The sequence below is a fragment of the Sandaracinus amylolyticus genome, assembly GCF_021631985.1.
GTDB classification, from domain to species: domain Bacteria; phylum Myxococcota_A; class Polyangia; order Polyangiales; family Sandaracinaceae; genus Sandaracinus; species Sandaracinus amylolyticus_A.
Genome location: NZ_CP070225.1, coordinates 10077102 through 10092996, shown reverse-complemented (window position 1 = coordinate 10092996; position 15895 = coordinate 10077102). Strand labels below are relative to the sequence as shown.

11 protein-coding genes are annotated in these 15895 nt (G+C 71.7%); 7 read left to right on the top strand and 4 right to left on the bottom strand.

Annotation, left to right across the window (positions count from 1 at the left end):
- Positions 1 to 153 precede the first annotated feature (153 nt).
- On the top strand, positions 154 to 660 hold the full coding sequence (locus I5071_RS42945; protein ID WP_236519205.1) for a hypothetical protein: 507 nt from the start codon (positions 154 to 156) through the stop codon (positions 658 to 660).
- Between the two features lie 161 nt (positions 661 to 821).
- On the opposite strand, the gene I5071_RS42940 is transcribed toward I5071_RS42945, so the two are convergent.
- Positions 822 to 4337 carry a Calx-beta domain-containing protein gene (locus I5071_RS42940; RefSeq protein ID WP_236519204.1) on the bottom strand — a complete coding sequence of 1172 codons (3516 nt, stop codon included), beginning with the start codon at positions 4335 to 4337 and terminating at the stop codon, positions 822 to 824.
- 147 nt (positions 4338 to 4484) lie between these two features.
- Between I5071_RS42940 and I5071_RS42935 the strand changes: the two genes are divergently transcribed.
- Positions 4485 to 5639, top strand: coding sequence for a cytochrome-c peroxidase (locus I5071_RS42935; protein WP_236519203.1), 1155 nt, complete (start codon positions 4485 to 4487; stop codon positions 5637 to 5639).
- On the opposite strand, the gene I5071_RS42930 is transcribed toward I5071_RS42935, so the two are convergent.
- Positions 5552 to 7471, bottom strand: a complete 1920-nt coding sequence (locus I5071_RS42930) for an MYXO-CTERM sorting domain-containing protein (protein WP_236519202.1) — start codon at positions 7469 to 7471, stop codon at positions 5552 to 5554. The two genes, I5071_RS42935 and I5071_RS42930, sit on opposite strands and share 88 nt — an antisense overlap.
- Before the next feature lie 217 nt (positions 7472 to 7688).
- Here I5071_RS42930 and I5071_RS42925 point away from each other — a divergent pair, with 217 nt between their 5' ends.
- From I5071_RS42925 to I5071_RS42915, 3 genes are read left to right on the top strand one after another with little or no spacing between them, the layout of a single operon-like run.
- Entirely contained in the window at positions 7689 to 7994 is a 306-nt protein-coding gene (locus tag I5071_RS42925) for a hypothetical protein (protein WP_236519201.1), read from the top strand.
- A complete protein-coding gene (locus I5071_RS42920) occupies positions 7987 to 8250 on the top strand; it encodes a hypothetical protein (protein ID WP_236519200.1) in 264 nt (87 codons plus the stop codon). The genes I5071_RS42925 and I5071_RS42920 overlap by 8 nt, the downstream gene beginning before the upstream one ends.
- Positions 8247 to 10385, top strand: coding sequence for a TonB-dependent receptor plug domain-containing protein (locus tag I5071_RS42915; RefSeq protein WP_236519199.1), 2139 nt, complete (start codon positions 8247 to 8249; stop codon positions 10383 to 10385). The genes I5071_RS42920 and I5071_RS42915 overlap by 4 nt, the downstream gene beginning before the upstream one ends.
- 92 nt (positions 10386 to 10477) lie before the next feature.
- On the opposite strand, the gene I5071_RS42910 is transcribed toward I5071_RS42915, so the two are convergent.
- On the bottom strand, positions 10478 to 11992 hold the full coding sequence (locus I5071_RS42910) for a PepSY-associated TM helix domain-containing protein (protein ID WP_236519198.1): 1515 nt from the start codon (positions 11990 to 11992) through the stop codon (positions 10478 to 10480).
- Positions 11993 to 11999: 7 nt separating this feature from the next.
- Positions 12000 to 13271 (bottom strand): MxcI, encoded by a 1272-nt coding sequence (locus I5071_RS42905; RefSeq protein WP_236519197.1) that lies wholly within the window; start codon positions 13269 to 13271, stop codon positions 12000 to 12002.
- A 230-nt stretch (positions 13272 to 13501) separates the two neighbouring features.
- On the opposite strand from I5071_RS42905, the gene I5071_RS42900 reads away from it, so the two are divergent.
- Positions 13502 to 14692: an MxcI gene (locus I5071_RS42900; RefSeq protein ID WP_236519196.1), complete on the top strand. Its 1191-nt coding sequence runs from the start codon at positions 13502 to 13504 to the stop codon at positions 14690 to 14692.
- Positions 14692 to 15879 carry a hypothetical protein gene (locus I5071_RS42895; protein ID WP_236519195.1) on the top strand — a complete coding sequence of 396 codons (1188 nt, stop codon included), beginning with the start codon at positions 14692 to 14694 and terminating at the stop codon, positions 15877 to 15879. Before I5071_RS42900 ends, I5071_RS42895 begins: the two co-directional genes overlap by 1 nt.
- The last annotated feature ends 16 nt before the right edge of the window (positions 15880 to 15895 follow it).

Genomic DNA, 15895 nt, shown 5'->3' with positions numbered 1-15895 from the left:
ACGCGACGAGGTGCGGCGATCGCGAGCGGCGGCGATCGGCGCGATCTCCACGCCGCCGCGACCGATCTCCCCGACGACGTGTCTGCGAGCGAGAGGAGAACGGGCGAGGCTCGGGCGTAGCAAGCCGGGTCTTCACTTCCCCGCGAGGTTCGCTTGAAGCTGGTGTGGTCGGGTTTCGGGTTCGTCGTCCCGGTGGTCGTCGGGGTCGCGCTCATCGCGCACGTGCTGCTGGTCCCGCCGCAGTACCGAGGCGACTACGACACGTTCGGCATGCTCGCCGTGGCGGTCTCGGCGCTCGTGCTGCCGCTGGGGCTCTTGCTCAACAGGCGCGGCCGCGAGGACCACTTCATGTACCTGCCGGTCGTCGCGTGGGGCGTGCTCTTCCTCGTCGGCGGGCTGATCCCGATCGCCGTCGTCCAGGGGAGCCGGTTCTGGGAAGGGCGCGCGCAGGCGGCGCAGGAGGCCACGTGCGCGGAGCTGGCCGAGACGATGAGCGCGTGCACGTCGGGCGGGCCCAGCATCGCGGGGATGTTCCAGGCAATGTGCGAGGCGAGCGCGCCCGAGGCGCGCAGCGCGTGCCTCGAGTGCGTCCGAGCGGCGGCCGACCCGTGCAACCCGCGCGGCTGCGAAGCGGCCTGCAGCTTCGGCCCTCCTCGCTGACGCAGCAGCCGTCGCCCCGGGCCGAGCTCGAAGGTCCTCGTGCATGTCGCCGCAGGTCGTGCCGCGGAAAGGGACCGGCAAGACGACAGCGTGCGCGGGCGGAAGCGGGCTCACGAACCGGACGAGTGGGCGCGGCGACACGCCGCGCCCCTCGTCGGCCCTCAGCGCGCGCGGCGGCGCGCAGCCAGCACGAGCGCGAGCGCGAGCATGACCGCCGCGGCGATCGGGCTCACGGCGCGGCGATCCCCGCCGATCACCACGCAGCCGCAGCCGCCGTCGCTGCGCACCACCACACCGGCGTCGGGCGCGGTGCCCGCGTCCACGGCGACGCTCGCGTCGAGCGGCTCCCCCGCGTCGGTGCCGGCGTCGGGCGCTTCGTCGTCGTTGGTGATCGTGCCCTCGACCGACTCCTCGTCGAGCGTCGCGTTCGTCGCCGCGCTGAGCACGAGGAGCAGCGTCTCGTCGCTCTCGACCTCGAGGTCGCCGAGCACGTGCACCGTGACCGTCTGCGTCGTCTCGCCGGGCGCGAACGTGAGCGTGCCGGTCGCGCTCTCGTAGTCGCCGTCGTCGACGGTCGCGGTGCCGTCCTCGGTCGCGTAGTCGATCGTGACGGTGTCGCTGCTCGCGTGGCTCAGCGTGATCGCGAACGCGAGATCGGTGGTGCCCTCGTCGCCCTCGTCCACCTCGGCGCCCGCGACGACGACGATCGGCGCGCCCTCGTCGTCGGTGATCGTCAGCGCCGCCTCGGCGTCGGCGATCGTCGCGTTCGTCGCGCCCGACAGGCGCACGAGGACCGTCTCGTCGGGCTCGGAGATCGTGTCGCCGGTGACGTCGATTGCGACGGTCTGCGCGAGCTCGCCCGGCGCGAACGTGAGCGTGCCCGACGACGCGACGTAGTCGGCCGTCGTCGCGGTGCCGTCGGCCGTTGCCCAGGCGACGGTGATCGACGCGGCGCTCGGGCCCGAGAGCGTCACCGCGAGGGTCGCGGGCGTCGTGCCCGCGTTGCCCTCGGCGCTCGTCGCGTCGGCGATCGCGAGCACGGGCTCGGTCTCGTCGTCGGTGATCGTGACGACGGCGCTGCCGTCGGCGAGGGTCGCGCCGCTCGGCGAGCTGAGCGCGACCGCGAAGCGCTCGACGCCCTCGTGCACGTCGTCGCCGAGCACACGCAGCGCGATCGTCTGGGTCGTGACGCCGGGCGCGAACGTGAGCGTCCCGCTCGCGGCGTCGTAGTCGGCGCCGCTGGTCGCGGTGTCGTCGGCGGTCGCGTAGCCCACTGTGACGGTGCCCGCGCTCACGCCCGCGAGGCGCACCGTGACCGACGCGTCGAGCGCGCCATCGGTCTCGGTGACCGCGACGTCGTCGATCGCGAGCGTCGGTAGCCCGTCGTCGTTCTCGATCGTCCCAACGCCCTCGGCGTCACCGAGCGTGCCGATCGACGGCGCGCTCAGCCGCAGCACGAAGGTCTCGTCGGGCTCGTAGCGCGTGTCGCCGCGCACGCTCACGCCGATCGCGCGCGAGGTCTCGCCGGCTCCGAGCCGCAGCGTCCCCGTCGCCGCGGTGTAGTCCGAGTCCGCGAGCGTCGCAGTGTCGTCGGCGGTCGCATACGCGACGTCGATCGGGCTCGAGCTCGGGTTCGACAGCGTCACGAGGAACGTCGCGGTGGCGACGCCGGTCGTGCCCTCGACCACCGTCGCGTCGCTCACCGTGATCGTCGGCGCCGCGTCGTCATTCACGATGGTGCCGACACCGACCGAGTCGGCGAGCGTGCCGCCCGAGGGCGCGCTGAGCAGCAGCGCGAACGCCTCGTCGGGCTCGTGGCGGAGATCGCCGCGCACGTCGACGACGACGTCGAGGCTCGTGACCTCGGGCGCGAAGGTGAGCGTGCCCATCGCCTGCACGTAGTCGGCATCGGCCAGCGTCGCGCTCCCGACCTGCGTCGCGTAGCTCACGCGCACCTGCGACGCGCTGGGGCGCGAGAGCGACACCGTGAACCGCGCAGGCGTGGTGCCGCTGTCGCCCTCGTCGACGCTCACGTCGCTCACCGAGATCGCGGGCGCGGCGTCGTCGTTGGTGATCGTGCCGAGGCCGTTGCCGTCGGTGATCGTCGCGCCGGTGGGGCCGCTCAGCTCGAGCTCGAGCGACTCGTTCGGCTCGTGCACGACGTCGCCGACGACCGTGACGTTCACGGTGCGGCTGGTCGCGCCCGGCGTGAACGTGACGGTGCCGGTGCGCGCGGCGTAGTCGACGCCCGCGGTGGCGGTGCCGTCGGAGGTCGCGAAGCCGACGGTGACGGTCTCCGACGTCGGTGCCGTCAGCGTGATGACGAACGCGAGGGTGCTGTTGCCGGCGTCGCCCTCGGCGATCGTCGCATTGGCGACGGACATCGAGGGCCGCACGTCGTCGTTGTCGATGGTCACCACGCCCTGCGCGTCGGCGAGGGTCGCGCCGGTCGCCGCGGAGAGGTTGACCATGATCGTCTCGTTCGGCTCGAACCGCACGTCGCCGCGCACCGCGATCGCGACGGTGCGGGTGGTGGTGCCGGCCGGGAACGTGAGGGTGCCCGACGCCGCGACGTAGTCGTTGTCGTCGACGAGCGCGGTGCCGTTGGCGGTCGCGTAGCTCACGCTCGCGGCGACGCTCGAGAGGCCGGAGAGGCTCACCGTGAGCGTCGCGTTCACCGTGCCCGCGTCGCCCTCGGTCGTGGTGACGTCGCTGATCGTGAGGCATGGACGCAGGTCCGACTCGTACGCCCCGACGTCGCGCGCGCCGCCCGCACGGCGCGGCTGACCGCGCTGGTCGTTCGCGGGGCCGCCGGAGATCGCACCGGCGTCGATGCCGGGGCTGCACGCGAGCAGCGCGCGGGTCTGGGTGGGACCGCCGTTGTCCGCGAGCGGCCCGAGGAGCGGGGTCGCGACCTGGTTCCCGGTGACGTCGCCGGTCGGCGTCATCGACGGCGCGACGCGAAACACGTTGTAGCCCGTCGAGACGAACGTTCCCGCGCCCGTGACGGCCGGCGAGCCCGAGGAGACGAGCAGCGAGTGGCCGATCGTCACCGTGTCGCCGGCCGCGATGGCGAACGCGGGCTCGTGGGTCGTGGTGATCGTGCAGTGCGTGAGCGTCGCGCTGCCGCCGTAGCGAGTGACGACCCCGCGGAGCGGGCCCTCGATCGTGACGTTCGTGAGATCCGCAATGCCGCCGTGCACCCCGATCGCGCCTTCGACGCCGCCGTCGTTGCCCGAGAATGTGCTCGCGCTCGCACGGAGGCGGCCGCCGGCCCGCACGTAGATTCCGTTGCCGCCGGTCGCCGCCCGGCAGGTGCGGACCGTGCTGCGCTCGAGATCGAGCGTGCCCACGACGTCGATGCAGCCGCCGTAGGCCGGGCTGTTGCCGCGCTCGATCGTGAGGCGTCGGATCGTCGCGGTGACACCCGCCGCGACGACCAGCGGGACGCGGGCATCGTTGCCCGAGATCACGAGCCGGCCTTCGCCGTCGATGTCGGTGCCGGGGCGCGAGATCGTGCGCGTCCCGGGCACGACGATCGTCGTCGGGCCGGCGCACGAGAAGGTCGCGATCCCACCCGCGGTCAGCGCGGTGTCGAAGCCCGCGAGCGTGCACGGATAGAGCACGGCGTGGGCGCGCCCGGGCGCGAGCGCGACGGCGAGGACGAACGCGAGCACGGAGAGGAGACGGAAGGTGGCGGTGGCTGGGCTTCGCATGCAGCTCGTGTTTCTGCGCGCTCGGGGGCGCGGGCGCGTCCACGATCGCAGACTGGACGTATGGTTCCAAGCCCCTGCGCCGGCGCGTACGATCGCGGTGCGATCACGATGCGAAGCTCCCTCTCGATCACGCTGCTCGCATCGCTCGCGGTCGGCTGCGCCGAGCCGCTCACCGGGCTGCGCGCCGAGTGCGCGGACCTCGGGCTCGACGACGCGGAGTGCGAGACGATCGCCGCGTGGCGCCTTCCGGAAACGCTGCCGGCGGCGCGTGGGAACGCGTACGCCGACGACGTGCGGGCGGCCGAGCTGGGGCGCGCGATCTTCTTCGACACCGGGTTCGCGACGGTGCCGGACGTGAGCTGCGCGACGTGTCATCGCGCGGATCGCGCGTTCCAGGACGGCGTCGCGGTGTCCGAGGTGATCGCGGGATCGCCCGGCGCGCGCAACAGCCCGACGCTCTACAACGCCGGGTGGAACGAAGGCTTCTTCTTCTGGGACGGGCGCGCCGACAGCCTGTGGTCGCAGCCGCTCTTCGCGTTCGAGAACGAGATCGAGATGCGCACGACGCGGCTCGCGATCGCACATCGCATCGCGAGCGAGCACCGCGACGCGTACGAAGCGATCTTCGGCGCGCTTCCGGTGCTCGAGGGTCTTCCCGCCGAGGGCAAGCCCGGCGATGCGAGCTGGGAGGCGATGAGCGAGGACGATCGCGACGCGGTGAACCGAGTCGTCGCGAACGTGGGCAAGGCGCTCGAGGCGTACATGCGACGGATCGCGAGCGGTCCGAGCGCGCTCGATCGTTATCTCGACGGTGAGCGCGATGCGCTCGACGAGGACGCGCGGCGCGGGCTCGCGCGCTTCGTGCGGTCGGGATGCGCGACGTGTCACTCGGGGCCGATGCTCGCGGACGGCGCGTTCCGTCTGACCGCGGCGAGCGGCACCGATGGCGATCGTGGGCGCGCGGAGGGCATCGAGATCCTGCTCGCGAGCCCGTTCAGCGCGGCCGGGCCCTACTTCGATCAGGACGCGGGTGAGGCGCTGACGTTGCCCGAGGGTCCGACCGAGGACGACGAAGGACGGTTCCGCACTCCGTCGCTGCGCAACATCGCGCAGACCGCGCCGTACGGGCGGAGCGGGACGCGGGATCTCGAGTCCTTCATCACCAGCAGCTTCTTCTACGAAGAGGGCGACGAGCGTGTGATCGCAGCGTTCCTGCGCGCGCTCGACGGCGAGCCGCCGCCGAGCGAGTGGACGGCGCCGTAGCGCGGATGTCGGCGCCGCCGTCGCGCCCAGACCAGCGCCCCGAGCGCGATCACGATCCACGCGCCGCGCGCGCCGGATCGCGCGCCCACCGCGCGACATCCGCATCCTCCTTCGACCCGCCCGGTCACGACGCACGCACCGTCCTCGCACGCACCCTCGCAGACGACGCCGCACGCACCGCAGTGCGCGCGATCCCGCGTCGTGTCGACGCACGCGCGATCACACGCGACCAGCGACCCACTGCACTCGCTCGCGCACGCGCCCTCCGCGCACACCTCGTCGGCCTCGCACGCGACGTCGCACGCGCCGCAGTGATCCGGGCTCGATCGCGTGTCCACACACGCGCCGCCGCACGTGCTCGCACGGTCCTCGCACGTGCACGCGCCCGCGCTGCTGCACGCCTCGCGCGGCCCGCAGCTCCCGCACGTCCCTCCGCAGCCGTCGCTCCCGCACTCGCGCGCGCCGCACGAGGGCACACACGCGCTTCCCGCGTCGGGCATCGACATCGTCCCGGCGTCGGGCGCCGTCACCGGAGGCCCTGCGCCGTGCTCGAACGCGCCGATGTCGAGATCGCCCACGTCGGGCCGAGGCATCTCGGGCGCGACGAGCGCGCGCATGCCCGGATGATGCGTCGGCACCGCGAGCGGACCGGGGAACGCGAAGCCCGCCGGGCTCGCAGGCGCGCGGATCGCGGCGTCGATCAGCACGCTCCCTTCGCGCGGCCGCAGGTCGTTCCCCTCGAGCGACTCGAGCCCGGGATCGCTCCCGCGGATCGTCCCGGTCCAGCTCGCGGGGACGAACCCCAGACCGTCCATCACCCAGTTGTTCGAGCCGTGCAGCTGCGCGGAGCCCGAGAGCCACTCCGCCTCGACGTCGCGCACCACACGCGCGCTGCTCGCGCCGCGCGCCACGATCACGTTCCCGTGCGCCTCGAGCGAGTCGACGCCGGTGAACACGCGGAACACACCGCTCGAGTCGCTCGCGAGCACCATCGTGTTGTTCACGAAGCGATAGCGCCCCCACGTCTGTCCGGTCCCGTCGCCGCCGATGCGCGTGATCCAGCCGCCCGAGTGACCGCCGCCCTTCACGAGCACGTTGCCGACGACGTCGCTGTTCTCGATCGCGTCGTCCTCGCCGACGCCCGCGTCGTCGGGATCCGGCCCGATCAATTCGAGCTCGTGATAGAGCGCGCCCTCGATCCAGTTGAAGTGGATCTCGTTGCGCTCCGAGCGACTCTTCACGTTGTTCCCGCCGCGCCCGTCGTGGACGTAACAGAAGCGCATGCGGAACACCGAGCCCGGATGCGCGCTCGTGTCGCTCGACACGTAGATCTGGTGGTGCTGCGTGCCCTCGCCGCTCCGATACACCTCGACGAATTCGAGCGTGAGATCGCCGCCGCCACCACCGCCGCCCTCGATGCCGTGGTTCACGCAGTCGTGGATGCGCAGGTTGCGCAGCGTGAGGTCGTGCGCGTGCACGAACACGCAGCGCCTCGTGCCGCCGCGGATCTCGAAGCCCTCGACGACGTAGTGATCGGCCGCGAGCTCGAGCGTGTTCTCACCGCCCTCGAGCACCGGCCACTCACCGGCCGACGATCGGATCCCGCGCAGCACGATCGGCGCGCCGTCGGCGCCGGGCGTCTCGAACGACGCGGGCTCGTACGTCGCGCCGCCCTCGACCTCGACGACGTCGCCCGGCGCGAGCGCGGGCAGATCGGCGAGCTGTCGGACCGAGCCCCCGGGCCCGACGCGGTAGGTGTCCGCGCGCGCCGGTGAGCTCGAGAGCGCGAGCGACACGAGCGCGGCGACGAAGGCGATCGAACGAGCGTGCATGGCACGCGCGCATCAGCACGCGATGTGCCCGCGCACGCGGCACCCGAACGCGCGCGCCGAGCCCCGCCGCGTGGTCGGGCCCAGCCGACATGGCGGTCGGAACCGCACGCCCGATGTCCTCGGGCCTGGACGCTCGGGGGTCCGCCTGCTAGCCACGCGAGAATGAGAGCAACTCTCATCCTCACGCCTCATCGAGGTTTTTCCACGGAGAGCCACGTTGTCTGAGCTCGCCGGCTCCGCCCTCGCGTGGCTCTCCTATGCCGCGCTCCACGCAGGCGCGATCGACCCACGGCATCGCATCGCGCTGCGGATCACGAGCGCCGCGCTCTTCGTCGCCGCGGCGCGCGTCGCGTCGAGCACCGACCTCGTCGAGGGCGTGTTCGTCGCGACGCTCGCGTGGACGCTCGCGGCGAGCGTGCTGCCGATCGCCGCGCGCATCGCGCCGCGCTCGCGCGCGCTCACGAGCGCCCTCGCCGTCGTCGTCGCGCTCGCCGCGCTGATCGCGGAGCGCGTCCATGCGTGAGCGCGTCCTCGCCACGTTGCGCACGCTGCTCGCGGTGATCGGCGCGCTGCCCGCCGCCGTGCTCGCCGGGATCGCGCTCGCGCTCTTCGTGCCGGCCGCCGAGGACGTGCGGCTCGCGATCGGCTTCGGCGCGACGGTCCCGCTCTGGGTCGCCGCCGCGTCCCTCGTCTTCCTCGACGCGCGCGTCTGGCGCGCCGCGCTCGCGCTCACGGTGTCGACCGCGGCGCTCGCGCTCGCGATCGGAGCCCGCCCATGAGACGCGCACGCTGCCTCGTGATCCTCGCGCTCGCGCTCGCGCCCGTCGTCGCGCACGCGCAGGAGCGCGACGACGAGGTCGAAGAGATCGAGCTCGAGGATCTCCTCACCGACGACGTCGTGGTGCGCGCGCCCACCGAGGCCGAAGAGCTCGCCGAGTCGAGCGACTCGGTGCAGGTCGTCGAGACCGACGAGGTGCGCACTCGTGCCGCCGACATGGGCGACGCGCTCGCGCGCACGGCAGGCATCACGGTGCGCCGCGCGGGCGGGCTCGGCTCGTTCGGGCGCATCTGCCTGCACGGCATGTGCGACAGCGCGGTGCGCATGTTCGTCGACGGCGTCCCGTACCAGCTCGTCGGCTTCGGCAGCGGCACGGTGAACGTGCCGGTGCACCTCGTCGAGCGCATCGAGATCTATCGAGGCACGGTGCCGCTGCGCTTCGGCGCAGACGCGCTGGGCGGCGCGATCAACCTGGTCCGTCCTTCGTACTTCCGGTCGCACGCCAGCGTCTCGCTGCAGACCGGCTCGTGGGGCACCTACCGCCTCTCGGCCGACGCGGGCTTCCGTCACGACGACACCGGCTTCTACGCCGGCGCCCAGCTCCACTACGACCACGCCGACAACGACTACTGGATCGACGTCGACGTGCCCGACTCCCGCGGGCGCCTCCAGCCCGCGCGCGTGCGCCGCTTCCACGACGGATACGAGTCCTACGGCGTGTCGCTCGAGACCGGCTTCGTCGGTGTGCCCTTCGCCGACCGTCTCACGATTCGCGGGTTCGTCGGCGAGTACGATCGCGACCTCCAGCACAACATCGTGATGAGCGTGCCGTACGGCGACGTCGTCTACGGCGAGGTGAGCGCGGGCGCGCTCGCTCGCTACGAGCACACGATCACCGACGAGGTCCGCATCGACGCGTACGTCGGCTACACGCGGCGCGACATCACGTTCCTCGACGCGTCGTCGTGGGTCTACGACTGGCGCGGACGACGGGTGCGCGAGCGTCGCGTGGCCGGCGAGATCGAGTCGCGCCCGCGCGATCAGACGATCTGGGAGGACGCGCTCCCCGCGCGGCTCAACCTCGCGTGGCAGATCACGCCCGAGCACTCGATCCACCTCAACGCGACGCCGCGCTACGTGAGCCGCTCGGGTGACGAGCGCATCGAGTCGAACCCCGGTGGCCGCGACCCGCTCACCGCGCGGCGCGAGCTCTTCACGATGGTCTCGGGCCTCTCGTACGAGGTCTCGGCGTTCGACGACCTGCTCGAGAACCAGGTGTTCTTCAAGGACTACGTCTATCTCGCGTCGAGCGAGGAGGTGCTGCCCGGCAACACCTTCGTCGACCGCCGGCGCGAGACCCACGACGTCGGCTTCGGCGACGGAGTGCGCGTGCGCATCGTCGACGGGCTCTTCGCGCGCGGGAGCTACGAGTACGCCACCCGGCTGCCCGAGCCCTACGAGGTGTTCGGCGATGGCGTGCAGATCGTCCACAACCTGCAGCTCGCGCCGGAGCGCAGCCACAACGGCACGGTCGAGCTCTCGCTCGATCTCGAGCGGACGCCGATCGGCGCGATCCTCGCGAGCGCCGCGGGCTTCCTCCGATGGCACCAGGACACGATCATCCTGCTCGGCAACGAGCGCACGTTCTCGTATCAGAACGTCTACGAGGCGCTCTCGGCGGGCGCCGAAGCGAACGTGCGCTGGGAGAGCCCGGGCGAGTGGGTCGCGCTCGGCGCCAACGCGACGTTCCTCGACCATCGGAACACGAGCAGCGAGGGCACGTTCTCCTCGTTCCGCGGCGATCGCATGCCGAACCGCCCGTGGGTCTGGGCGAACTTCTCGGCGCAGCTCCGGGTGCAGGACCTGTTCGGCGACGACGAGCTCACGCTCACGTGGGACGCGCGCTACGTGCACGAGTTCTTCCGCGGCTGGGAGTCGCAGGGACGCCGCGATCTCAAGCAGACCGTGCCCTCGCAATTCTCGCAGGACCTCGCGCTCACCTACCGGGTGATGGGCGCGCCCCGCATCGCGACGACGATCGAGCTGACGAACCTCACCGACGAGCGCCTCTACGATCTCTTCGGCGTGCAGCGCCCCGGGCGCTCGATCTACCTGAAGCTCGTCGTCGACTACTGAGTCTGCCGGAGTGCTCGTCCCGCACGTCCCGGACGGGAGCGCGCGAAGCGCGCGGACGGTAGGAACGGGCGGGCGAGCCGATCTTCGACAGATTACCGAGCACGACGCGCGCCGCGCCTCACCAGCGCGGCGCAGCCGAGCATGATCGCGCCGCACGCGGCGAGACCGAGATCGACCGCGGCGACCTCGGAGCCCGAGAACGCGCGCAGCGGGGTGACCACGATGCTCGCGAGCGGCACGAGCGAGAAGGTCGCGCCCGACACGACGAGCAGCGCGATCGCGCAGCGCGCCTCGTCGCGCGCGACGAACGCCGCGATGGTCGCGCCGATCCACGCCAGCACGAACGCCGCGACCTCACCCTCGAGGTGCCACGCCAGCGAGAACGGGAGCACCCGGCTCGCGAGGAACATCGCCGCGACCGCGTTCGCGATGCCGAGCCCGACGCCGAGCGTGAGCCGCGCGAGCACGCGATTGCCGCGATGCTCACGCCGCCGATCGCGCCGCGCGAGCCAGATCCAATTGCCGCTCAGCAGCGTCGCGCACCCCGCGATCCCGAGCAGCGCGTAGAGCAGCTTCGTCACCGCGCCCGCGGTCCACGCGAAGTGCAGGCCGTACACCCAGCGCATCAGCACGTGCGTCGCGCGTGCATGATCGAGCACCGAGACGCGCAGCACCTCGCCGTCGCTCGCCCGCACCCGCACCCGCGCCTGCCCGAAGAGCACGCCGTGCACCGGCCCCGTCACCTCGACCGTCGAATTCGCGTCACCGGGGCTCGTGAGGCGCACCGAGTCGGGCTCCATCTCGGGCACCGCCGCACGCGCCCGCGCGACGAGCTCGTCGAGCGCGAGGCGCGACCCTTCGACGTCGCTCGGCGGCGGCGCACGATCGATGTCGAAGAACGCCTGGAGCGCCGCGTTCGGGTCGTTCGCGAACACCGGCGCCTGCCACGCGCGCGCGAGCGGCGCGGCGAAGCAGATGATCGTGCCGGTGAGCGCGACCATCGTCTGGAACGGAAGCCCCATCACCCCGAGCACCTTGTGCAGATCGGAGAAGAGGACCCGCACGCCGTGCTCGTCGTCGCGATAACGATGCAGCTGCCGCGCGAGATCCTTCAGGTGGATCAACACGCCGCTCACGATCGCGAGGAGCAGCGCGAGCCCGAAGAGCCCCGCGACGTACATGCCCCAGCCGGCGTCGGGGTGATAGAGGAAGTGGAAGTAGAAGAGGAACGTCGCGACGTTCGATCGCTGATCGAGCACCTCACCGCTGCGCGCATCGCCGATCACGACGCGACGCTGGTGCGCCTCGACGCCCCGCAGATCGATCGTGGTCGGCGCGCACGCTCCCTCGTGCACGGTGACGAACGCGGTCCGCACCGGGAACCCCGCACGCTCGAGCGCGCTCGCGACGAGCGGCTCGAGCTGCGCATCACTGCACACGGCGCCGGGCGCGTGATGGGCGCGAGGGTCCTGCCAGAGCGCGATCTCTTCGTGGAAGAGCGCGAACACGCCCGCGAAGAACATCGCGTTCAGCACGATCGCTGCGATCGCGCCCGACCACGCGTGCACGTCCCAGTACGTCTGGAACGCGTGACGAGGGAGCTTCAAGCGAGCCTCAGCGAGCGCGCGCGAGGTCGAGCGCGAACCCGGGGAAGGTGATGCCCGGCGCAGGCGCGCCACCGCTCAGATCGAGCAGCGTCGTCTCCGAGTAGTCCGCCTCGGTCTGCGACACGAAGAAGCGCGTTCCGTCGACCACCGTGAACCCGCTGTACGCGCCCGGCTCGCCCTCGATGCGCACCACGTCGCCGACCGTCGCGAGGTCGAGGCTCACCCAGCGCCAGCCCGCCGCGTACCACTCGCCGTAGGTCGAGCCCGGCGTGCTCGGCGCGACGTCGGTGTCGACGACCTGCGCCCACGCGCGACCGTCGCCGGTCACCGCGATCACCGTGCCGATCTCGTTCTCCTCGAGCGCGCTCGAGATCGTCCCGACCCAGCTCGGATCGAACACGTTCTGTCCCGGCATCACGCGCAGCATGCAGTCCTGCTGACCGCCGTCGTCGGGATACACCGCGTGCCCGAAGCCGTTGATCACGCCGCTGAAGAAGTAGAGCGCGTCACCGACCACACCGACCTTGTTGAGATCGCGGCAGCGCGCGTCGTTCATCACGGTGAAGGCGTTCGTCGTCGTGTCGATGCGCACGAGCGCGCTGCCCGCGTCGACGCGGTCGTACTCCATCGTCGTCCAGCCGACCGCGAAGTACGCCTCGCCGGGCCGGCTCGCCCACGCGCTGAACCCGGTGACGCGACCCTCGCGGATCAGATCCGCGGGCAGCTCGATCACGGTCTCGACCTCCATCGCGGTCGGGTTCCACACGATGATCTGCGCCTGCCCCGGGTCCTTGTAGTAAGCGCGCGTGGGGCTGACGAAGAGCACGGCCTGCGCGCCCATCGCGGTCACGCCGAAGGGCTGGAACGAGAGGCGCTCGCCCTCTTCGAACGTGCCGTCCTCGCGCAGCGTGTAGCGCGTGACGCTCGTGTCCTCGCCATCGCCGATCGCGAAGAACCCGATGCCGGGCTCGGCGTAGAGGCGCGCGCGTCCGGGCAGCTCGATCGACGACGTGTAGTCGATCTCCGCGACCTCGCCGAGCGAGCGCACCGCGGTGAAGTAGTTGGTGCGGCCCTCGCTGTTCTGCACCGCCGAGTGCAGCACGAAGAGCGGATCGTCGACGGGCTCGGACGCATCGGGGAGCGAGGCGTCGGACGCGCCCGAGTCGGGCTGGGCGCCGGCGTCGGCATCGTCGGATGGGGCGGAGTCGTCGCCGCAGGCGACGAGCGTGAGCGCGAGGAGCGAGGCGAGGAACGTTCGGAGCGAAGCGGGATACGGCATGGGACCTCTCGGATTTGAAAGTCACTATCATTCTCGTGGAAATGTTCAAGGACGAGGACGGCGATGGTGCGCCGGAGCTCAACCACGGTCGGTTCGTGTCGTGAAATCATTCGAGATTTCCCGACACTCCATGAGAACGACTTTGACAGTCGTTCTCATGACGACCATCTTCGCGGTCTTCCAGCAGGAGCGCGGGCGAACGAGGCGCGCGCGCTCGAGGAGCTCGGCGGATGCAGAAACGGGGAGCGGTGGTGGTGGTCGGCGCGCTCGCGCTCGCGGCGTGCAGCGGTGACGACGGCGGCGGCCCAGGCGCGGTCGCTGCGCAGTACGCGGTCGCGAGCACGGTGTTCGGCGACGAGGGCACGACGACGTACGTCGTGTTCCTCGACGCGCTCGACGCAGGCGACGTCGATCTCTCGAGCGCGCGCGAGTTCGCGGGATGGGCGACCATCGGCGGCGTCGAGCGCATGCTCTTCGTCGGCGACGGAGAGGCACCCACGCTCACGCGCTATTCGGCGGACGAGCAGGGCACGTTCGCGGAGAGCGGTCGCCTCAGCTTCCTCGACTTCGGCGCGGCCGGCGCGCTCTACCGCAACGTGTTCGGCGACTCGTCGCGCGCGTTCATGGCGGTCGACGACGTGCAGCGCGTCGCATGGGATCCGACGACGCTCGAGGCGATCGGCGTCGTGGAGCTCGAGGGCGTCGACACCGCGCGCGACGGGCTCGCGGTGCGCGCGAGCTTCGATCGCGGCGCGGTCGCGCGCGAGGGCCGCGTGCTGCACCCGCACTACTTCGCAGATGACGACTACTATCGCTTCGCGCCCGCTTCGCAGATCGCGGTGATCGACACCGCGACCGGCGAGGCGCGCGAGGTCCTCGAGGCGCCCTGCCCCGGCCTCGACGTCGCGAGCGTCGACGAAGCGGGCAACGCGTACTTCAGCAACTGGGTGTTCAGCGCTCCGGCGCCGCACTTCGACGAGAGCGCGCCGCGTCCCTGCGTCGTGCGCGTGCCCGCCGATCGCGATGCCGTCGACACGACGTGGACGCGCGATCTCTCGACGCTCGTCGGCGATCGTCCGACTGCCGCGTTCCGCTATCTCGCCGACGGCGTCGCGCTGGTCGCGGTGCTGCACACCGAGGAGCTCCCCGCCGACGTCGTGCCCGGCCAGGCCGCGCTCGCGACCGCGTGGCGGCTCTGGCGCGTCGACACGACGTCGTGGACCGCCGCGCCGATCGACGAGCTCGGTCTCTTCTCGGGCGGCTACTACGCGTTCCGCGTGGGCGGCGATCGCACCATCGTGCTCCTGCCCACGAACGACTACGGATCGACGTCGGCGTACGAGATCGGCGCCGAGGGCGCGCCGACGCTGCGCTTCACGATCCCCGGATGGGCCTATCAGCTCGTGGAGCTCGGAGAATGATGAACCGTAGACCGCTCGTGCTCGCGCTCGTGATGATCCTCTCGAGCTGCGATGGATCCCCCGGCGACGACGGGCCCGGCAATGCCGGGCCCTACGTGATCGCGACGCGCGTCTGGGACGACAGCGCGACGACCTCGTACTTCCACGTCGTGCCCTCGCTCGAGGAAGGCACGCAGATCGACACGAGCCGCGCGCTCGAAGTGCCCGGCTCGGCGCGGCTCTACGCGCACGCGGGCGGATGGTTCGCGGTGGGCAGCGGCGAGTCGCCGACGATCACGCGCTACTCGCTCGACGACGAAGGCCGCTTCGTCGAAGAGGCCGCGCTCAGCCTCCAGCCCTACGGCGTGATCGACCTCTGGGACACCATCTACTTCGTGTCCGACGACGTCGCGTACTACCCGGATCGCGCGGGCTCGCAGCTGATCGTGTGGAGCCCGAGCACGATGGAGGTCACCGGCACCATCGCGCTCCCCGAGACCGTGCGCGAGGGCTATCTCTCGCTCTACTCCTACGCCGCGGTCGCGCGCGGCGATGCGCTGCTCTTCTCGGTCGGCTGGTTCGACTGGGAGAACGATCGCGTGCTCCCGGAGACTGGTCTCGTGGTGATCGACACCACGACCCACAGCGCATCGCGCGTCGACGTGGACACGCGCTGCGCCGGCATCACGCAGGCGATCCCGGTCGCGTCGGGCGACGTGTACTTCGTGAGCTCGGCGCTCGCGGGCGCGGCGCATCGCATCGAGCGCCTCACCACCGCACCGTGCGCGCTGCGCGTGCGCGCGAGCGCGGACGCGTTCGACCCGACCTACCTGCGCTCGCTCGACACGCTCTCCGAGGGCGCGATCGCGGGCGAGCCGGTGCCCGGCGGAGGCTCGAGCATCTTCCTGCGCGTGCTCGACGAGTCGCTGGTGACGATCGATCCCACCGGCGCGAGCTGGGACGTGACCGGACAAGCCGCGTGGCGCTGGGCGCGCTGGAACGTGGAGGACGACTCCTTCACGCCGATCGACGCGCTCGAGCCCTCGACCGCCGACGTCGTGTGGCTCGAGATCGACGGGCGCGTGTTCGGCACCGAGACCACGCCGGACTACGCGACGACGACGCTCATCGAGCTCACCGCCGAGGGCGGCCCGCGCCGCGCGCTCACGGCGCCCGGCTTCCTGCACGCCGCCGCGCGCGTGCGGTGATCGATCGGGAGGCGCG